The sequence below is a fragment of the Telluria antibiotica genome, assembly GCF_011682055.1.
GTDB classification, from domain to species: domain Bacteria; phylum Pseudomonadota; class Gammaproteobacteria; order Burkholderiales; family Burkholderiaceae_D; genus Telluria; species Telluria antibiotica.
This window is the reverse complement of sequence record NZ_JAAQOM010000028.1, coordinates 38036-58824: the sequence shown is the minus strand read 5'-3', so window position 1 is coordinate 58824 and position 20789 is coordinate 38036. Positions and strand designations below refer to the sequence as shown.

General features: G+C 67.0%; 14 protein-coding genes. 6 read left to right on the top strand and 8 right to left on the bottom strand.

Features of this window, described 5'->3' with window-relative positions; genetic code table 11:
• Positions 1–192 precede the first annotated feature (192 nt).
• The 4 genes from HAV22_RS29820 to HAV22_RS29805 form a co-directional block, all read right to left on the bottom strand.
• A complete protein-coding gene (locus tag HAV22_RS29820; protein ID WP_166865170.1) occupies positions 193–1695 on the bottom strand; it encodes a tryptophan halogenase family protein in 1503 nt (500 codons plus the stop codon).
• 100 nt (positions 1696–1795) lie between these two features.
• A complete protein-coding gene (locus HAV22_RS29815) occupies positions 1796–2200 on the bottom strand; it encodes a DUF8785 domain-containing protein (RefSeq protein WP_166865167.1) in 405 nt (134 codons plus the stop codon).
• Positions 2201–2284: 84 nt separating this feature from the next.
• The gene (locus HAV22_RS29810; protein ID WP_166865164.1) at positions 2285–2860 is read right to left on the bottom strand and encodes a TerD family protein; all 576 of its coding nucleotides are present in this window, start codon (positions 2858–2860) and stop codon (positions 2285–2287) included.
• A gap of 37 nt (positions 2861–2897) precedes the next feature.
• The gene (locus tag HAV22_RS29805; RefSeq protein ID WP_166865162.1) at positions 2898–3938 is read right to left on the bottom strand and encodes a DUF475 domain-containing protein; all 1041 of its coding nucleotides are present in this window, start codon (positions 3936–3938) and stop codon (positions 2898–2900) included.
• Between the two features lie 192 nt (positions 3939–4130).
• Here HAV22_RS29805 and HAV22_RS29800 point away from each other — a divergent pair, with 192 nt between their 5' ends.
• From HAV22_RS29800 to HAV22_RS29780, 5 genes are all read left to right on the top strand, one after another.
• Entirely contained in the window at positions 4131–4550 is a 420-nt protein-coding gene (locus HAV22_RS29800) for a divergent PAP2 family protein (RefSeq protein WP_166865160.1), read from the top strand.
• Between the two features lie 240 nt (positions 4551–4790).
• Positions 4791–5957, top strand: coding sequence for an efflux RND transporter periplasmic adaptor subunit (locus HAV22_RS29795; RefSeq protein WP_166865158.1), 1167 nt, complete (start codon positions 4791–4793; stop codon positions 5955–5957).
• Positions 5958–5972: 15 nt separating this feature from the next.
• A complete protein-coding gene (locus tag HAV22_RS29790; protein ID WP_166865155.1) occupies positions 5973–9173 on the top strand; it encodes an efflux RND transporter permease subunit in 3201 nt (1066 codons plus the stop codon).
• A 159-nt stretch (positions 9174–9332) separates the two neighbouring features.
• Entirely contained in the window at positions 9333–10121 is a 789-nt protein-coding gene (locus HAV22_RS29785) for a glutamate racemase (protein ID WP_166865152.1), read from the top strand.
• Positions 10122–10161: 40 nt separating this feature from the next.
• Entirely contained in the window at positions 10162–10680 is a 519-nt protein-coding gene (locus HAV22_RS29780) for a GNAT family N-acetyltransferase (protein WP_166865148.1), read from the top strand.
• Between the two features lie 231 nt (positions 10681–10911).
• On the opposite strand, the gene HAV22_RS29775 is transcribed toward HAV22_RS29780, so the two are convergent.
• The 4 genes from HAV22_RS29775 to HAV22_RS29760 all read right to left on the bottom strand — a co-directional run bounded on the left by HAV22_RS29775 (position 10912) and on the right by HAV22_RS29760 (position 14819).
• Positions 10912–11283 carry a hypothetical protein gene (locus HAV22_RS29775; RefSeq protein WP_166865145.1) on the bottom strand — a complete coding sequence of 124 codons (372 nt, stop codon included), beginning with the start codon at positions 11281–11283 and terminating at the stop codon, positions 10912–10914.
• 231 nt (positions 11284–11514) lie between these two features.
• A complete protein-coding gene (locus tag HAV22_RS29770) occupies positions 11515–12492 on the bottom strand; it encodes an NAD(P)H-hydrate dehydratase (RefSeq protein ID WP_166865142.1) in 978 nt (325 codons plus the stop codon).
• Positions 12493–12500: 8 nt separating this feature from the next.
• On the bottom strand, positions 12501–13265 hold the full coding sequence (locus HAV22_RS29765) for a histidine phosphatase family protein (protein ID WP_166865173.1): 765 nt from the start codon (positions 13263–13265) through the stop codon (positions 12501–12503).
• 153 nt (positions 13266–13418) lie between these two features.
• Positions 13419–14819, bottom strand: coding sequence for an L-cystine transporter (locus HAV22_RS29760; protein ID WP_166865139.1), 1401 nt, complete (start codon positions 14817–14819; stop codon positions 13419–13421).
• Between the two features lie 193 nt (positions 14820–15012).
• Between HAV22_RS29760 and HAV22_RS29755 the strand changes: the two genes are divergently transcribed.
• Positions 15013–20784 (top strand): alpha-2-macroglobulin family protein, encoded by a 5772-nt coding sequence (locus HAV22_RS29755; protein WP_166865136.1) that lies wholly within the window; start codon positions 15013–15015, stop codon positions 20782–20784.
• The last annotated feature ends 5 nt before the right edge of the window (positions 20785–20789 follow it).

The window sequence follows — 20789 nt, the reverse complement described above, 5'->3', positions numbered from 1 at the left end:
GGATCAAGGCTCTCAAGAAATTCGGTCTGATCGACCAACCTGCCTGAGTCGCGAGCTGCACAATTTTTGATGGCCTACCCCGGCCAGGCATCCGCACGTCTTTTGGATACGTTCTTTCACGTTACGAGCTCGGCAGCCGTAGGGTGGGCTCCCCGAGCCCACGCGAACGTCAGCACATCGCTAACGCCTCTTTTACGCCTTCGGGTTCATGTCCAAAAACGCCGCGTGGTCCGGCATCTTGGCCGCGGCCTGTGCGATGAGATCGCGCAGGCCGGCGAAATGCCCGTGCAACTGGCGGATGTCGACTTCGTCCGCGAACGGGTCGTAGCGCTTCGGCTCCACGCCCAGGCCCATCAGCATCGAGACGAACGACGGCAAGCCGAAGCCGTCCCGGTCGCGGATCGTCACGCGGCCCGTCTCGCGGAACAGGTCGATCTGTTCCGCGAGCGTATCGGGGATCTTCATGTTCGCGCAATAGCGCCAGAATGCCGTGTCGTCGCGTTGGGTCAGCTTGTAGTGCAGGACGATGAAGTCGCGGATCGATTCGTAGCGGCCGTTGAGAATCCGGTTGAACTCGGTCGCCAGTTCGGGACGGAACTCGCGGTCCGGAAACTGTTCGATCAGCGTGCCGACGGCCGTTTCGATCAGGCTGATGCTGGTCGACTCCAGCGGCTCGACGAAACCGGCCGACAGCCCGATGGCGACGACATTCTTGACCCACGAGTTCTTGCGCTTCCCGGTGACGAAGCGCAGCTGCCGCGGCTCGTCCAGCGCCGCGCCGTCCAGCCCGTCGAGCAGGTCCTGGCGCGCCTGGTCGTCCGTCGTGAACGCATTGCTGTACACGTGGCCGTTGCCCGTGCGGTGCTGCAGCGGGATGCGCCAGAGCCAGCCCGCGCCCTTCGCCGTCGAGCGCGTGTACGGCGTGAGCGGTGCGACGCGCGCGCACGGTACCGCGAGCGCGCTGTTGCAGGGCAGGTATTCGCTCCAGTCGTCGTACCCCGTCTTGAGCGCGCCTTCGATCAGCAGGGCGCGGAAGCCCGAGCAATCGATGAACAGGTCGCCCTCGATCATGCGGCCGTCGTCGAGACGCACGGCCGTGACGAAGCCCGTCTCCGGATGCTGGTCCACGCTCGTGATCTTGCCTTCGATGCGCTGCGCGCCGCGCGCCATCGCGTAATCGCGCAGGTAGGCGGCGTACAGGCCCGCGTCGAACTGGTAGCCGAACGTGAACGCGTCCGTAACGCGCGGTTGCGTGTCCGAAGGCATCGCGAACTTGTTCGTGCGCGCCATCACGGACGCCATCGACCAGTTTTCCATGGCCGGCATCTGGTCGAACGTCCGGGCCAGGCGCAACCAGTAGTGGTGCGGCTGGATGCCGTTGAGGGGCGGGCCGAAGTCGCCGAAGCCGTGGAAGAAGCGGTTGCCGACGTGGCCCCAGTCCTTGAATTCGATGCCGAGCTTGAAGGTGGCCTGCGTCTTCTTGACGAAGTCGGCGTGGTCCAGCCCGAGCACGTTGTTGTAGAAGCGGATCGTGGGCAGCGTCGCCTCACCGACGCCGATCGTGCCGATCTCCGGCGATTCCACGAGCACGATCTCGCAGCGCCGGCCGAGCCGCTGGGCCAGCGGGGCCGCGGTCATCCAGCCGGCCGTGCCGCCTCCCACGATGACGATCTTGCGGATGGCGTTCTGTTGCATATTGTTGTCTCCTGTCGTATGGCACGCTCAGGAGAGTGTAGGGCAGGGCGAGTCACGCGGCAACAGAAATGTTTGCGTATAACATTCCTGTCGCATCACGTCACATATTGCCGGGCGCCACCGGGTTCGTGCCGCCCACGACGGCCTTCTCGACGAAATACTCCGTCTCGCCGAAGCACGAGGTCGGGATGCCGATGTGCTGTTCGTACGTCAGCTGCACCCGCTGGCCCATCGCGGCCTGCAGCTGGCGCACGACGTTTTCGTCGCGCACGGTGAAGTTGAAGCGCTCGGGAATCGCGCCCGGCATGCTCGACAGCAGGATCTCGCCTTCCCACGTCTTGCACAACCAGCCCTTGCGCGACAGTTTCTGCAGGTATCCCGCCCGTTCGCCTTCCGAATACGACCAGTGCAGCACGACCCACGTGTACAGGGCGAACAGCGCCACGGCGGCGATGACGACGGAGGCGAAAACGGTGAAGGCGCGGCGCGGCAGGGTCTTGGGCATGGTCGTGTGCAGTAGTTGAGGTAACGGACGTGACGAAGCGCGCTCATTCTGACACGAGCGCCAGCATTGTCAATCAAGCCACGCTTAAGCGTTCACGCCGAACGAACGGGCGAGGGGACCGAGCCCACCGTTATAGCCCTGGCCGACGGCGCGGAATTTCCATTCGTTGCCGTAGCGGTAGAGTTCGCCGAAGATCATCGCCGTCTCCGTCGAGCTGTCTTCCGACAGGTCGTAGCGGGCGATTTCCCGTTCGCCGTCCGCGTTCAGGCAGCGGATGAAGGCGCGCCCGACCTGGCCGAAGTTCTGGCGGCGCTGGTCGGCCTCGTGGATGGTGACGGAGAACGCGATCTTCTCGATCTCGGGCGGCACGCGCGTGAGGTCGACGAGGATGCGCTCGTCGTCGCCTTCGCCCTGGCCCGTGCGGTTGTCGCCGGTATGCTTGACGGCACCGTCCGCGGACTGCAGGTTGTTGTAGAAGATGAAGTCGGCATCGCCGCGCACCTTGCCGTCGCCGCGCAGCAGGAAGGCGCTGCCGTCGAGGTCGAAGGTGGCGCCATCGGTCGAGCGCGGATCCCAACCGAGGCCGATCATGACTCGCTTGAGGTTCGGATCTTCCTTGGACAGGTTGACGTTGCCGCCTTTTTGCAAACTGATTGCCATCTTGCTTCCTTTCTGCTTTCGGTTGAGGATTGTCGTCTCAGGCCGCCGACTCGAGCGCCGCGCGCTTCCGGTAGCGGATCGACGACCACAGCGACACCAGGATGAACGCGACGCCGGACAGGCCGGTGAACCATTCGGGAATCTCGTATTCGACGCTGGCGAACATGATCAGCGCGAGGATGCCGATCGCGTAGTGCGCGCCGTGTTCGAGGAACACGAATTCTTCCAGCGTGCCCTTGTGCACGAGGAACACGGTCAGCGAGCGGACGAACATGGCGCCGATCGCGAGGCCCAGCATGATGATCACGACGTCGTTCGTGATCGCGAACGCGCCGATCACGCCGTCGAAGCTGAACGACGCGTCCAGCACTTCCAGGTACAGGAACCCGCCGACGCTGCCCTGCGAGATCAGCTTGCCCACCGCGGGATCGGATTCTTCTTCCTCCAGCAGCCCGGACAACCAGTCCACGCCCACGTACACGAGCACGCCGACGATGCCGGCCATCAGCACCGACAGCTTGCGGTCGGGCGGCACGAGGCTCATGCAGCCGAACGCGGCAAGCAGGGTCAGCAGGATCGCGAGGCCTTCCGTGCCGTACTGGCCCACTTTTTCTTCGAGCCAGCCGAGCCAATGAAGTTCCTTTTCCTCGTCGAACAGGAAGTTGAGGAAGACCAGCAGCAGGAACGCGCCGCCGAACGCGGCCACTTCGGCGTGGCGCGACGTGAGGTTGCGTGCATACTCGGCCGGGTTGGCGATCGCCATATGCCACACGTCGACGAGGCCCAGGCCCGTCGCCACCGACACGATCAAGAGGGGGAACAGCAGGCGCATGCCGAACACGGCGACGACGATGCCGACCGTGAGGAACAGTTTTTGCCAGAACGGGTTCCAGTTGCGCAGCACGGTCGCGTTGACGACGGCGTTGTCGAACGACAGCGAAATCTCCAGCACCCCCAGCACGGCCGCGATCCACAGGCCTTGTAGCAGGCCCGCGCTGCCGCCGTGGGCGTAGCCCCACCAGCCGGCCAGCGCCAGCAGGACGGCGGCGACCACGAACGACAACCTGAAATGTTGCATGCACTTCTCCCCTGGGCGACGCTTCGCGGCGCCGAATTATTGACTGAAACACCACACCCGCGCATATTAACCGGTTCCCACGGCGGCGGGCGCAGCGGATGCCGTTTGGCGCCGGCGTGGGAGGGGCATGAAATTGCTCACGCAACATCGCATCTGCGATAATGCCCGCCGTCTTCGTCGAATGGATTTCACATGGATGTCTCTTACCTGGTCACCCCCTTGCTGACCTGGCTCGTGGTCGGCCCGATCAAATTCCTCATCAACAGCGCGCGTCAGCGACGCTGGGCGTTCAACCTGGTCGGCAACGGCGGCTTCCCCAGCAACCACAGCGCCACCGTCACGAGCATGGCCACCTTGATCGCGCTGCGCGAGGGCATCGGCCACCCGGCGTTCGGCGTGGCCGTCACCTTGGGCTTCATCGTGATGATCGACGCCAACAGCCTGCGCCAGCACGTGGGGCGCCAGGCCGCCGCGATCAACCGCCTGGCCACCGGCACGGCCGGCCACACGACGTTGCGCGAGCGGATGGGCCACACGCTCGTCGAGATCGGCGGGGGCATCGTCACCGGCATCTTGATGGGCAACCTCGTGTATCACCTGTTCTCCAAGTAATTCTCCGCAGCGGGGGCGGCGGCGGCCCGGACGTCCGCCCCCCGTCCGCCTGTCCGTTTTGTCGTGCAATTCATACTCGGCCAAACGCATTTCATCCCGCCTATCTGCAGTTCATCCCACCAAAACCGCGCTTTGCCGAACCCTCAATTGACGCTCACGACGGCGTCATCGATACTGCCCGCTGGCCTTTTCCATTCTTATTTTTACAGGTAGCGAGTCCATCCTCGGGGGAACAAAAAAATGTTGCGCAAAACTATAATTTTCCTTGCCATTGCTTCCGCGCTGACTGCGTGCGGCAAACATGACAAGGACCCTGCCAAGCCGGGCGCCGCGACGGCGCAGGCGGACGGCAAAGAGAAGGATGGCAAGGCCGTCCAGCTGCTCGTCGCACCCGAGGATGTCTTGACCGTGCAGAGCAGCGAACTGGCGAACGGCCCCGTGATCACGGGCTCGGTCCAGCCGGAACGCAAGGCCGATCTGCGCGCGGAAGTGTCTGCCGTCGTGCTGCAGGTGCTGAAGGAAAACGGCGACCCCGTCAAGAAGGGCGACGTGCTCGTCAAGCTCGACGAGACCTCGATCCGCGACAGCCTGATGTCGGCCCAGGAAGCCCAGCGCGCCGCCACGCAGGCGCTCGAGCAGTCGCAGCGCGCCCTCGAGCGCCTGAAGACCTTGCGCGCGTCCGGCATGACGTCGGCCCAGGCGCTCGATGATGCGGAAGTGCGCCGCAATTCTGCCCAGAGCGAATTGTCGGCCGCGCGCGCGCGCGTCGTGGCCGCCCAGCAGCAGGTCACCCGCACCCTCGTGCGTGCGCCGTTCGATGGCATCGTGTCCGACCGCAAGGTGTCGCCGGGCGACACGGCCGCCATCGGCAAGGAATTGCTGAAGGTGATCGATCCGTCGAGCATGCGCTTCGAAGGCCGCGTGTCGGCCGACAAGATCGCCGCCGTCAAGGTCGGCCAGCCCGTCATGTTCCGCGTGAACGGCTACGGCGAGCAGAAATTCAGCGGCATCGTCAAGCGCATCGACCCCGCGGCGAACGACGTCACGCGCCAGGTGGAGGTGCTCGTCGGCTTCGCGGGCGAAAGCCGCCCGCGCGTGGCCGGCCTGTATGCCGAAGGCCATATCGACGCCGAGCTGTCCGACGCGCTGATGTTGCCGGAATCGGCGCTCGTGCGTGACGGCGACAAGACGTATGCATGGAAGGTCAAGGGCAACGCGCTGGCCAGGGCCGACCTGGCGATGGGCCAGCGCGACCAGCGCACGGGCGGCTTCGAAGTCAAGGGCGGCGTGGCCGCCGGCGACACCGTGCTGCGTCATCCGAACTCGAGCCTGAAGGATGGGCAGAAGGTCGAGATGACGGCAGCCCGGGTGGCGAGCGCCGCCAGCAATCCGGCGCCGGCCAAATAATCTGGGGAATCCGTAATGTTCCTGTCCAATTTCAGTGTCAAGAAACCCATCGCGACGCTCGTGCTCGTCATCGGCATGATGTGCATGGGCCTGCTCGCGCTGTCCAAGCTGCGCGTGAACCAGAACCCGGACGTCGAGATCCCGATCATCGTGGTCACGATTCCGTACCCGGGCGCGTCGCCGGAGACGAGCGAGCGCGAACTGCTCGAGCGCCTTGAAAAGCCCATGCAGGCGATCACCGGCGTCACCGAGATCAACTCGTACGCGAACGAAGGCAGCGCGACGATCGTGCTGCAGTTCGACTTCAAGCGTAACCTGATCGAGGCGTCCGACGACGTGCGCAATGCGATCGCCGGCGTGCGCTACAAGCTGCCGGTCGAGATGCGCGAACCCGTGCTGCGGCGCGTCGACCCGTCCGCGCAGCCGATCATGAACCTGGCCCTGTCGTCCAGCACGCTGAGCCATGCCGAGATCTCGCGCCTCGCCGAGGACAAGCTGGCCGACCGCCTGCGCGCCGTCGACGGCGTCGCCAACGTGCAGGTCAACGGTTCCCTGAAGCGCGAACTGTCCGTGCTGCTGCACGCGCAAAAGCTGCGCGAGTACAACGTGTCGGTCAGCGACGTGACGAACGCGCTGTCGCGCCAGAACACGAATGCGCCGGTTGGCAAGGTGCGCAGCGAACTGGACGAGAAGGGCATCCGCCTCGTCGGCCGCATCGAGCATCCGGAAGACTTTTCGCAGATCGTCGTCAAGCGCAACGGCGACACGATCGTGCGCCTGAACCAGGTGGCGGACGTGAAGGACGGCTTCTCCGACATCGAAAGCTATTCGATGCGCAGCGGCCGCTCCAACGTCGGCATCTCGATCATCCGTTCGCGCGAAGCGTCCACCGTCGGCATCGCCAAGAAAGTCCGGGCGATGGTCGAGGAGATCAACAAGGAACTGCCGCAGGGCACCAAGCTGGACGTGACGCGCGACGGCGGCGACGAGGCGCAGCGCAGCCTGAACAACGTCATCGAATCGCTCGTGTTCGGCGCCGTGCTGACCATTTTCGTCGTGTACGCGTTCCTGAATTCCTGGCGCTCCACCCTGATCACGGCGCTGTCGCTGCCCACGTCGGTGCTGGCCGCGTTCATCGCCGTGTGGCTGTGCGGCTTCACGTTGAACTTCATGACGCTGCTGGGCCTGTCGCTCGCGATCGGCGTGCTGATCGACGACGCCATCGTCGTGCGGGAAAACATCGTGCGCCACATGGAAAAGGGTGCCGACCGCCGCACGGCCGCGCTGGAAGGCACGGCCGAGATCGGCATGGCCGTCGCGTCGACGACGTTCTCCATCATGGCTGTGTTCATACCCGTCGCCTTCATGCCGGGCATTTCCGGCGAATGGTTCCGGCCGTTCGCGCTGACCGTCGCGTGCTCCGTGATCGTGTCGCTGTTCATCTCGTTCACGCTCGACCCGATGCTGTCCGCGTACTGGGGCGACCCGCCGGGCCACCACCACGCGCCGAAGCGCGGCATCGAGCGATACCTGGCGAAGTTCAACGTCTGGTTCGACCACCAGGCCAACCGCTACGGCCACGTGATCGCCTGGGCGCTGCACCACCGCCGCTGGATGACCTTGATCGCGGTCGCCAGCTTCGTCGGCGCGCTCGCCCTGCACATGGGCTTTGGCGGCTCCGCGTTCCTGCCCAAGATGGACGCGGGCCAGATCGCCATCGAAGTGCGCACGCCTGCATCGTCGTCGGTCGGCTATGCCAGGATGAAGATGGAGGAGGCCGCTGCGATCGCACGGACCCTGCCGGAAACGAAAGAGACGAACAGCTCGATCACGTCGGCCGGCGGCCGCATCTACGTCGACATCGGCAAGCGCGGCCAGCGTCACCGCACGGCCGCCGAGATTGCCGTCGAGCTGCGCGGCAAGATCGCGCGCCTCGTCGGCGCCGAGTACACGGTCACCGACGACTTGAACGGCAACGGCAAGCCCGTGCAAATCGAGTTCACGGGCCCCGATTCGCGCAAGCTGATGGAGCTGACGAACGCGTACATGGACAAGTTGCGCCAGGTGCGGGGCGCCGTCGACGTCACCTTGTCGCAGCAAGACCCGAAGGACGAGCTGCAGATCGAACTCGACCGCGGCCTCGCGAACATGATGGGCATCTCCGTCGGCGACGCCGCCAGTGCGCTGCGCGTCGCATTCGCCGGCATCGAGGTGGGCGACTGGGTCGACCCGACCGGGGAAACCCGCGACGTGGCGGTGCGCCTCGCACCGGAAGACCGCGTGGGTGCCGAGAACATCGAGCGCCTGCCGATCGCCGTGAACGGCACCAACACGATGGTCCCGCTCGACCAGATCGCGAAGATCACGATGGGCAAAGGTCCGTCGGCGATCGAGCACAAGGACGGCAAGCGCGTCATCACCGTGTCGGCCAACGTCGAGGGCCGCTCGAACGGCGAAGTCACTGACGAGGCGATGAAGCTGGCCAAGTCGATGGACTTCCCGCCGGGCTACGGCCTGTCGCTGGGCGGCGCCGGCAAGGACCAGGCCGAGGTGTTCACGCAGATGACGATCGCGCTCGTCTCGGGCATCGGGCTGATGTACCTGATCCTCGTGATGCAGTTCGGTTCGTTCACGGCGCCGCTCGCCGTGATGTTGTCGTTGCCGCTGTCGCTGATCGGCGTCGTCCTCGCGCTGATCCTCACGCACGGTACGCTGAACCTGATGAGCTTCATCGGCATCATCATGCTGATGGGCCTCGTGGCGAAGAACGCGATCCTGCTGCTGGACGCCGCCCGCACCCGCGAGGCGGAAGGCATGGACCGCGAGGAAGCGCTGATGGCCGCCGGCCGCGCCCGCCTGCGTCCGATCCTGATGACGACGTTCGCGCTGATCGCCGGCATGTTCCCGGTCGCGCTCGCGCTGGGCGATTCGGGCCAGTTCTACCAGCCTCTGGCGATCGCGATCATCGGCGGCACGATCACGTCGACGATGCTGACCCTGCTGGTCGTCCCGACCTTCTACGACAGCATCGAGATCGCCCGCGACCGCATGGTGGCGAAGTTCCACCGCCGTGCCGTCCGCTACACGGCGGTGCCGGCGTTCGTGATGACCTTCATCGAGGCGATTCTCACCCTGGTGCTCGTGCGCCTCCTGTACCGCACGATCGTGAAGGTTGGCCGCCTCGCGCTGGGCCGCGGCCGTCCGGCGACGGTGTGATACGTTGCCGGCTGCGGCCGGCAAGCAACGACCAGGGCCTGCGCGCAGGCCCTTTTTTCATGGCCGTGCCGCACCGCGGGAAATCATCGTCATGGCCGGACAGGGCCACCGAGCCCGCGCCTGCTTCGAATGCCTGGACTTACAGATCACAAGGGAGATATGAAACTTCATCGTCCAATCGGCATCTTTGATGCCGGAATCGGTAGCTACGCGATTGTCGAGCGGGTACGTGCGAGATTTCCCGACCAGGATGTGCTTTACTTGGCCGACCGTGCGAGCTTCCCGTATGGCGCAAAGACGCCGACTGAACTGTTGGCGTGCGTGCAAAGTGCGACGCACTATCTGCAAAGTGAGGGATGCGTTGCGGTCGTTCTCGCATCGAATGCACCGAGTGTGGTCGTGCTCGAATCGTTGCGAGCAGCGGTGTCGATGCCTGTTATCGGGATATTTCCTCCGGTACGCGAAGCAATCCACCGTTCGCGCACGAGGACGATTGCCGTTCTCGGTGTACGCTCGATGGTCACGAGTGACGCCATGCAGAGCTATGCGGAACAACACCGTGACGCCGGCAGCCAAGTGCTCCTCGTGAACGCGTCGGCACTTGTCGACCTCGTCGAGAGTTTTACTTTCATTCGTGATCCACGGATGACGCAAGATCTGGTCACACGATTCATTGCTGACGTCCGCAGGTCGCATCCCGACGTTGATGTGATGACGATGTCGTCGACGCATTTGCCGTGGCTGAAGTCTTTCTTCATGTCGGCTGCACCGGACGTCTTGTTTGTCGATCCGGCCGATACGGTGTTAGACGAACTCGAGCCGTTCACGTCGAACGGACGTGGGCTGACTCGCTGTATAGCAACCGAAACCCGGGACCTGACGTTGGACGCTTTCAATCAGGCGCTGCAAGCGCTGGGAACACCGCACCGGGCGAGCCTTAAAAACTAAGAGCACGCGACAGTCAAATCCCTTACTTGAAATCAGACGTATGGAAAAAGCAGTTCTGGAAATACGACCGTTGACCGCACATGACGCAGCCGCATTCCGGCAAATTCGTCTCCAGGCGATCTCCGATTCCCCATCTGCCGTATGGCCTACCTACGAAGAGGAAGCCAAGCGGACAGTCGAAGAAACCGAGGCGCGCATCCGAAAGACAGACACACAAGTGGTATTCGGCGCTTTCATCGACGCCGAGCTGGTCGGTGTCGCCGGGCTCCGTCGTGAACCGCTGGAGCAAGTCAAGCACAAAGCAGTTCTGTGGGGCGTGTTCATCAGCCCGGATCGACGCCGGGAAGGACTCGCACGGAAGTTATTCTCGAGCGTCCTGTCCTTCGCGCGTGATGAAGGTGTGCTTCAAATCCAGCTGTGCGTTAATGCGGAAAACGATCGAGCACGACGGCTTTATCGCTCGCTTGGATTCAAGCCGTTCGGTCTGGAACCAAGAGCGATGCGCATCGGCGCCAGGTATTTCGACGAGGAGCACATGGTGCTTTGGCTGGCCGATTGATGCCTTGGCAGATCAGCTTCCGGTCGACAGGCACCTGTCGTAACACGCTGTCCTGATCGAGTCATCTACGGGAACCGCCGAGGCGGCATGCACTACGGCCGCGTACGCCGCGCGCAGTGCATCCCGGAACGATGACCAATCACGTTCGTGCGGCGCAGTGATGCCAGCGCGGTGGCTGGCCGCGCCGGCGCAAAGGGCCGCCTGCGACCCTTTGCCGATGCGCCACGACGATCAGTGGCCCGTTGTGCTGCCCGACGTGCCGGTACCGGTGGTGCCCGTGCCGGTCGTGCCGGTGCCCGTTGCGCCCGTGCCGGTGTCACCGGTCGTACCGGTCGCGCCCGTGCTGCCGTTCATGGTGCCCGTGGTGCCGGTGGTGCCGGTTGCGCCGGTGCCCGTGGTGTCGCCCGTCGTACCGGTGGCGCCCGTCGTGCCGGTGGCGGTGGTGCCGCTGGTGCCGCTCGTGCCCGAGCTGCTGGTCGGCGCGGTGGCCGACGTTTCACCCGTACCCGTCGTGCTGGTGGGCTCCGTTTTCTTGCAGGCGGCCAGGCTTGCCAGCAAGGCCGCAGCCAACAGGACTTTCGATGCGTTGTTCAGAGCTTTCATTTGAATCACTCCTCGTTCACGTCTATGGTGTGCCGCCGTCTCCGGATAACGCGCCGGAGGTCGGCGACGGCTTAGGGTTCCCGATGGACCTGCAGGCCCAAGCGTGAACCATCGGGGAACCGACGCAATACGCGGCCCCGGTGGAGTACGAATCCGACAGTGACGATTAGACTGGCATCGAGCCGGCCGGTTCGTCGGATTGCGCCCCTTCTCTTGATAAGGACCGGACCATCATCGTCCGGCCCTCGGCCCCCCGGCGACTTGGCCGGATGGTCGTGGCGGCGCGCCGGCGTCCGCGCCGGCGGCCTGTTCGAGCAGCGAGGGAATGTCGTCGCACAATTCCCGCGCCAGGTAACCCAGTGTGCCGAAGCGTTCGGCCAGCCGTTCGCCCGCGCGCGCGTGCAGCGCGACGCCCCAGGCGGCCGCCTGCGCGAGCTCCGCGCCGCGCGCCGCGAGCCCCGCGATGACGCCCGCCAGCACGTCGCCGGAACCGGACGTGGCGAGCCCGACGTTGCCGCCTTCGTGCTGCCACGCGTCGCCGTCCGGTGCCGCGATCACGGTGCGCGCGCCCTTCAGCGCGACGACGGCGTTCCAGCGCTGCGCCGCGTCCTGCGCATGGCGGTCGGGCGCCGCGCAGACGTCGTCTTTGTCGATGCCCGTCAGGTGCGCCATCTCGCCCGCATGGGGCGTCAGCAGCACGGGCACGGCGAAGCGGAACGGGGGAGCGCCGGCGGGCGGATGCAGCACGGCGCCCATCGCCTCCGCGTCGAGCAAGACCTTCGTCTCGGTGCCGTCCAGGCGGGGCAGCAGCGCGTGCACGAGACGGGCCGTCGCGGCCTCGTCCTGCATGCCGGGGCCGATCAGGATGGCGCTGATCTTGTCGGCCAGAGGATCGAGTGCGGCCACGGCCTCGACAGTGAAGCCGCCCGCGTCGTTTTCCGCGAGACCCAGCACGCGCGATTCGGGGATCGCCAGCGCGACCAGTTGCGCCACGCTGCGGCCCGTCGCGATCGTCAGCTTGCCCGCGCCCGCGCGCAGGGCCGCGGTGGCGGCGAGGATCACGGCGCCCGGCATTTCGCGCGAGCCGCCCAGCACGAGCACGTGGCCGCGGCCCTCCTTGTCGGCGTCGTTCGACGGCACGGGCAGCGGCCATGCGCGCAGCAGGCTCGTGTCGACGTCGCGCGGGCGGGCAGGGGAGTGCTGCGGCATGGAGGACCTCAGGCCTTGGCGGCGGTGGGCTGGTCTTTGGCGACCGTGACGGGCGTGCCGCTGTCTTCCAGCGGCGCGACGAAATTGATCAACTTTACGGCCAGCTTGCCGCGCTTGCCCAGCGTGGGGTCGAATGCATACGACGTGACGGAGCAGTTCGGCACGTCGCCGGCGCGGTCCTGCTCGAGGATCGTCGCCTCGTCCATCCGTTCCACCAGGTAGCGGAAGCAGTTGACGATGACCTGGTGCGCGACGATCAGCACGCGTTCGCGCGGGTACTCGCGCGTGAGCGTGTCGAGGACGCTGCGCAGGCGCAGGATGACGTCGCACCAGCTCTCGCCGCCGGGCGGACGGAAGTAGAACTTGCCGACGTGGTGGCGTTGTTCATGCAGCTCGGGATATTTCTCGGCGATGCCGCGCACGGTCAGGCGGTCGAGGATGCCGAACTCCTTTTCGCGCAGGCGTTCGTCGGCATGCACGGCCAGCAGCTCGTCGCGGTTCAGGCGCTGCATCAGGATGCCGGCCGTCTGCGCGGCGCGCAAATACGGCGAATGCAGCACGACGTTCGGCTGGCCGTCGGACGGCAAGGCGGCGAACCAGTCGGACAGCGCCTGCGACTGGCGCCGGCCCAGTTCGGACAAGGGGACGTCGACGTCGCGTTCGGCAATGTCGATGCTGAGGCCGGCGGCTGCCTCGGCGGCATCACGGGCGACGTTGCCCGCGCTTTGTCCATGCCTGACGAGCCAGATCTCTTGAGGCCACTTCTGATCCATCATCCGACCGTTTGTGATTTTGACATGACGAGATCATAGACGGATTCGGCGGGATTTCCGCGCACGATTCCGGACGAAAACGGATGTTAAAACACGGTGTAGGCACGGTCTTACGCGGGCGCCTGCCGCCGTCTTACGCGACAATTCGGGGCGTCACGCCACCTGTTCCTCGCCGTCGAGGTTGGCGTCCGCATCGCTGTCGAACACGCGCATGTCGGTCTGGCCCAGCACGCGGCTGGCGAACGTGCCGGCCGTGATGGAGCCGCTGACGTTCAGCGCCGTGCGGCCCATGTCGATCAGCGGTTCGATGGAAATCAAGAGGCCCGCCAGCGCGACCGGCAGGTTCAGCGCCGACAGGACGATCAGGGCGGCGAACGTGGCGCCGCCGCCGACACCCGCCACGCCGACGGAGCCGATCGTCACGATGCCCACCAGGGGCAGCAGGAAGCCGCTCGTGAACGGATCGATGCCGACGGTCGGCGCGATCATCACGGCGAGCATCGCGGGATAGATGCCGGCGCAGCCGTTCTGGCCCATCATCGAGCCGAACGAAGCGGCGAAGTTGGCGATGCCCTCCGGCGTGCCGAGGCGCGCCGTCTGCGTCTGCACGCTCATCGGGATGGAACCGGCCGACGTGCGCGACGTGAACGCGAACGCCAGCACGGGGAAGATTTTCTTGACGTAGCGGCCCGGGTTCAGGCCGACGGCCGCGATGATCAGCAGGTGCACGCCGAACATCAGGACCAGCGCGCTGTACGAGGCCAACACGAAGCCGATCAGGTTCACGATGTCCTGCAGGCTGGAACTCGCCAGCACCTGCGTGATGAGGGCGAACACGCCGAACGGCGTCAGGCGCAGCACGAGCGTCACCATGCGCATCACGATCACGTGGGCAACGTGGACGAATTCGCTGAATTTTTCGAACACGTCCGGCTTCTTCGCGGCGATGCCCGTGGCGGAGACGCCGATGAAAATCGAGAACAGCACGACGGCGATCGTCGACGTCTTGCGCGAACCTGTCATGTCGAGGAACGGATTCTCCGGGATGAACGACAGGATCAGCGTCGGCAGCGACACGTCCTGCGCCGTCGCCAGCTTCCCTTCGAGGTAGTGGCCGCGCGCGACTTCGGCCGCGCTCGACGTCAGGCCGACGGCGGACAGGCCGTACAGCTTGGCCATCAGGATGCCGATCGTGGCCGCGATCGCGGTCGTGACCATCAGGGTGCCGATCGTCAGCAGGCTGATCTTGCCCAGGGACGAGGCGTCGCGCAGCTTCAGGATCGCCTGGATGATGGAGACCATGATCAGCGGCATGATGATCATCTGCAGCAGTTTTACATAGCCCGTGCCGACGATGTCGAGGTAGGCATTCGTCTGCGCGATGACGGGCGCGCCCGTGCCGTAGAACGCCTGCAAGGCGGCGCCGAGCACGATGCCGAGGCCAAGGCCCGTGAACACGCGCTTCGTGAAGGACAGGTGCCGTTGCTGCATCGTGTACAGCAGGCCGCAGCCGGCGATGGCGATCGCCAGGTTCAGGATCAGGGGGAAACTCATGGTGTCCTCGTTACGTGACCCGCACGCCTTATATGCGCACAGGAAATATAGGAACCGCATTTTATATCCAATCATGCCGGGTTGCATGACGGTCATCCGGCGGCCACCTGTTGCAAAAGTTTAATGTTGTTGACACTGCAATCCGAGTTTGCAACACTCATCCGTCGTCCTGACGCCCCTTGCCGGAGATACCATGGCTGTCCTGCGCCGCGCGCTGTGCCTCGTGTTGTTGTGCTTCTGGTCGGGCGCGTGGGCGCAGACCACCGTCACCGGATTCACGCCCGACGGAGAGGTGCGGCGCGTGCGCCAGGCGGTGGCGCGCTTCTCGCAGCCGATGGTCGCGTTCGGCGACTTGCGCGCGCCGGCGCCTTTCGACGTCGACTGTCCCGTGCCGGGCAGCGGCCGCTGGGTCGACGCGCAGACGTGGAGCTACGACTTCGAGCGCGACCTGCCGGGCGCCACCGCGTGCCGCTTCACGTTGAAGCCGGACGTGCGCGACCTCGCCGGCCAGCCCGTCGCGGGACAGCGTGCGTTCGGTGTCACGACAGGCGGGCCCGCCATCCTGTCGTCGCTGCCGGACGAAGGCCGGATCAACATCGACGAACAGCAGGCCTTCGTGCTCGCGCTGGCGGCCGGCGCCGACGAGGACAGCGTCCGCAAACACGCGTGGTGCCGCGCCGACGGCATCGGCGAAAAGATCGGCGTGACCGTGCTGCACGGTGACGCGCGCCTGCAGGTCCTGGCGACCGACCGCTGGTTCGTCAATCGGACGGTGGCCGCAGACGAGGGCGAACGGGAGGCGTGGCCGTACACGGACGCGCGGCTGCGCGCCGACGAGAAGGCCGGCCGCCTGCGCCGCCTCGTCGTCGTGCAATGCCAGCGCACGTTGCCGGCGAACGCGGAGGTGGCGCTCGTGTGGGGCGCCGGCGTGGCCGCGCCGAACGGTGTCGCGACCGACAAGGACCAGACGCTGTCGTACAAGACCCGCCCCGATTTCACGGCGCGCTTCACCTGCGACAAGGTCAACGCGCGCTCCCAGTGCATCCCGTTCCTGCCGATGCGCGTGGCGTTCAGCGCGCCCGTGCGCGCGGCCGACGCGGCGCAAGTCCATCTGGAAGGCCCCGGCGGCAAGCGCTGGCCGGCACGCGCCGAGAAAGAGGGCGACGGTGCGCCCGACCTCGTCAACGCGGTCGGCATCCCGGGCCCGTTCCCGGAACAGGCGCGCTTCACGTTGCACGTGCCGGCCGGCCTGCACGACGACGCGGGCCGTCCGCTCGTCAACGCGGGCCGCTTCCCGCTGGCGGTGCGCACGGGCGAGCAGCCGCCGCTCGTGAAGTTCGCGGCGCCGTTCGGCATTATCGAGGCGCGCGGCGACCGCCTGCTGCCCGTCACCGTGCGCAACGTGGAGGCCCAGATGGCGGGCCGCATGCACACGAACGGCACCGCACTGCGCCTGGACGCGAGCCGCACGGCCGACCTGCTTGCGTGGCTGCGCAAGGTGGCGGGCCCGCACGGCGGCCTCAATCCCGGCCAGCCGGCGGGCGACCAGCTGAAGGTGTCGATCTTCAAGGGCACGAAGTCGGAGTCGCTGCAGCGCTTCACGTTGCCCAAGCCGCACGGCCGGCGCGCGTTCGAAGTGATCGGCATCCCGCTGCGCGAACCCGGCTTCTACGCGGTGGAACTGGAAAGCCCGCGCCTCGGCGCCGCGCTGAACGCGAAGGGCCGCACGGCGTACGTGCGCAGCGCCGCCCTCGTCACGAACCTGTCCGCGCACTTCAAGCTGGGCGCGCAATCGTCGCTCGTGTGGGTGACGTCGCTCGACAAGGGCCAGCCCGTCGCCGGCGCGCGCGTGGAAGTGCGCGATTGCGCGGCGCGCCTGCTGTGGCGCGGCACGAGCGATGCGGCCGGCATTGCGCGCATCCGCCAGGCGCTGCCGCATTCCCGCTGCGAGGAGGGCGAGGTCTATGTCGTGACGGCTGCGCGCGGCGACGACTTCACGTTCACCCTGTCCGACTGGCAGCAGGGCATCGAGGCGTGGCGCTTCAACCTGCCCACGGGGAGCCGCGACGAGGACAGCCGCATCGTCGCCACCGTGTTCGACCGCACCCTGCTGCGCGCCGGCGAGACCGTCCACATGAAGCACTACCTGCGCCGCCGCACGACGCAAGGCTTCGCGTTCGTGCGCGCGAAGGACCCGGCACCGGCGGAGGTGCGCGACTGGCGCGCCCGCGAACTCGGCACGGACAAGACGGCGCTGCCCGCGCGCGGCTTCCTCGTCCACGAAGGCAGCGGCGAGAAGGTCGAGTTTGCGCTGCACTGGGACGCGAACGGCAGCGCGCAAGGCGAGTGGGCGATCCCGGCGGAGGCGAAGCTGGGCACGTACGACGTGCTGATCGGCGGCCAGGACGCCGGCCAGTTCCGCGTCGAGCAATTCCGCGTGCCGACGATGAAGGCGCGGCTGGCCGGGCCGAAGCAGCCCGCGGTGGCGCCGCAGGCCGTCACGCTCGATGCGCAGGTGAGCTACCTGTCCGGCGGCCCGGCGGGCCTCGCGCCCGTGAAGGTGCGCAGTGTCGTGCAGGACGCGGGCGTGCAGTTCGCCGGCTATGACGAATTCGCGCTGGGGGCGGGCGACGTGCGCGTAGGCGACGTGCGCGTAGGCGACGTGCGCGTAGGCGACGTGCGCGAAGGCGTCGTCAACCGGGACGGCGGGGAGGACGCGGACGAAGGCGAGGAAGCGGAAGGCACGCCGGGCCAGGAGGTGGCGCGCACGCAATCGCTGCAGCTGGACCGCGCGGGCGGCGCGCGCATCGTCGTCGACAAGCTGCCGGCGATCGAGCGCCCGAAAAGCCTGCTGGCCGAGATGTCGTACCAGGACGCGAACGGCGAGACGCTGACTGTGTCCACGCAGGTGCCGCTGTGGCCGTCCGCGTACGTCGTCGGCATCAAGCCCGACGGCTGGCTCCTGAGCCGCGACGCACTGAAATTCCACGTCGTCGTGCTGGACGTGACGGGCAAGCCCGTCGCGAACGTGCCGGTGACGGTCGACATCCTGAAACGCATGACGTACTCGCACCGGCGCCGTCTCGTCGGCGGCTTCTACGCGTACGAGAACAGCAGCGAGATCAAGCGCGTGGGCGACGCGTGCAGCGGCACGACCGATGAACGGGGCCTGCTGCTGTGCGACACGAAGGCCCCCGTCGACGGCGACCTGATCCTGCGCGCCCGCGCGACGGATCCGCAGCAGCGCGTGGCCGCGACGAACCGCGAAGTGTATGTGGCCGGCGATGAAGAGCAGTGGTTCGCGACGGCCGACCACGACCGCATCGACCTGCTGCCCGCGCAGAAGCGCTACGAGCCGGGCGACGAGGCGCGCTTCCAGGTGCGCAGCCCGTTCCGGCGCGCGACCGTGCTCGTGACCGTCGAGCGCGAGGGCATCCTCGACACGTATGTGCGGCACTTGTCCGGGCGCGACCAGACGATCGCCATTCCGATCAAAGCCAGCTATGCGCCGAACGTGTTCGTGTCGGCCCTCGTCGTGCGCGGGCGCGTGGCGGGCGTGCAGCCGACGGCGCTCGTCGACCTCGGCAAGCCCGCCTATAAACTCGGGATCGCGCCGATCCGCGTGGGCTGGCGCGGCCATGAACTGAAGGTCGACGTCGCGGCCGACAAGCCCGTGTACAAGGTGCGCGAGCAGGCGCGCGTCGCCATCCGCGTGCGCGGCCCGGACGGCGCGCGGCCGGCGGCCGGCACGGAAGTCGCCGTCGCCGCCGTCGATGCGGGCCTCTTGGAACTCATGCCCAACACGAGCTGGAACCTGCTGGAGACGATGATGCGCGAGCGCAGCCTGCAGGTGGAGACGTCGACGGCGCAGATGCAGGTGGTGGGCAAGCGCCACTTCGGCCGCAAGGCGTTCCCGCACGGCGGTGGGGGCGGGCGCAGTGCCGGACGCGAACTGTTCGAGACGCTGCTGCTGTGGAAGGGCAAGGTCGTCCTCGACGCGAACGGCGAGGCGCACGTCGACGTGCCGCTGAACGATTCGCTGACGTCGTTCCGCATCGTCGCCGTCGCGAACGGCGGCGCCGGCCTGTTCGGCACGGGCGCGACGGACATCCGCACGACGCAGGACCTGATGGTGGTCGCGGGCCTTCCGCCGCAGGTGCGCGAGGGCGACCGCCTGCGCGCCGGCTTCACGGTGCGCAACGCGTCCGACCATCGGCTCGCCGTGCGGCTGGATGCGGCCGTCGCGGCGGACGCCGGCAAGGCGCAGGCGCTGCCCCATCAGGACGTCGCGCTGGAACCGGGCGAAGCGCGCGAGATCGGCTGGGACTACACGGTGCCCGTCGGCGTGAGCAAGCTGCAATGGGACGTCGCGGCGGCCGGCGACGGCGCGGGCGACCGCATGCGCGTGACGCAGCAGGTGAGCGCCGCCATCCCCGTGCGCACCCTGCAGGCGACGCTCGTGCAGGTCGACGGCACGCAGACGATGCCCATCGAGCGCCCGAAGGACGCGCTGCCGGGCCGCGGCGGCATCCGCACGACGTTGCAGGCGCGCCTGGGCGGCGACCTGCCCGGCGTGCACGACTACATGGCCGCGTATCCGTATTCCTGCTTCGAGCAGCGTACGTCGCGCGCCGTGGCGCTGCAGGACCGGGCGATGTGGGACACGGTCGTCGCGACGTTGCCGGCGCACCTGGACGGCGATGGCCTCGTCAAGTATTTCGCGCCGATGGACGAGGGCAGCGACGTGCTTACAGCGTACGTGCTGTCCGTGACGAACGAAGCGGGCTACGCGATCCCGGACGAGCTGCGCGGCCGCATGGAAGCGGGCCTCGCCGCGTTCGTGGAAGGGAAGATCGTGCGCGGCAATCCGCGCGCGGCGGGCGAGCTCGCGGTGCGCAAGCTGGCCGCGCTGGAAGCGCTGTCGCTCGACACGACGGTGCAGCCCGGGATGCTCGACTCGATCGACGTCCGTCCGAACCTGTGGCCCACGTCGGCAGTCATCGACTGGTATCTGATCCTCAAGCGCACGCAAGGCCTGCCGCGCCGCGCCGAACGGCTGGCCGAGGCCACGCAGGTGCTGCGCGCGCGCCTGAACCTGCAGGGCACGACGATGGGCTTTTCGACGGAGCGCGCCGACGGCTGGTGGTGGCTCATGACGTCCGCCGACGTCAACGCCAACCGCCTGCTGCTGGCGACCCTGGGCGACCCCGCGTGGAAGATCGACGCGGGCCGCCTCGCGCGCGGCGCGCTGGGCCGCCAGCACCGCGGCCATTGGGATACGACGACGGCCAACGCCTGGGGCGTCGTCGCGCTGAAGCGCTTTTCCGAGACCTACGAGCGCGAACCGGTAACGGGCAGCGCCAACCTGGCGATGACCGGCGCGGATGGGAAGCCCGTCAGCTGGACCGGGCCCGTGCCCGCGACCGTGCTGCAGGGCTGGCCACAGGGCCGCGGGACGCTCACGTTGCGCCAGCTCGGCGGCGGCAAGCCGTGGGCGACCGTGCAGAGCCTCGCCGCGATCCCGCTCGCCGCGCCGCTGTCGTCCGGCTACCGTATCGCGCGCACCGTCACGCCCGTCGAGCAGAAGACCAAGGGCGCGTGGTCGCGCGGCGACGTCTACCGCGTGCACCTCGATATCGACGCGCAGTCCGACATGACGTGGGTCGTCGTCGACGATCCGATCCCTGCCGGCGCCGGCGTGCTCGGTTCGGGGCTGGGCCGCGATGCGCGCATCGCGACGTCCGGCGAACGCCGCACCGGCTGGACGTGGCCCGCGTTCGAGGAGCGCACGCACGCGGGCTACCGCGCGTACTACGAATGGGTGCCGAAGGGCCGCTTCACCGTCGAATATACGGTACGGCTGAACAACGAGGGCCGGTTCTCGCTGCCCCCGACGCGCGTGGAAGCGATGTACGCGCCCGAGATGTTCGGCGAGGTGCCGAATGCGGGCGTCGTCGTGCAGTGAGGCCG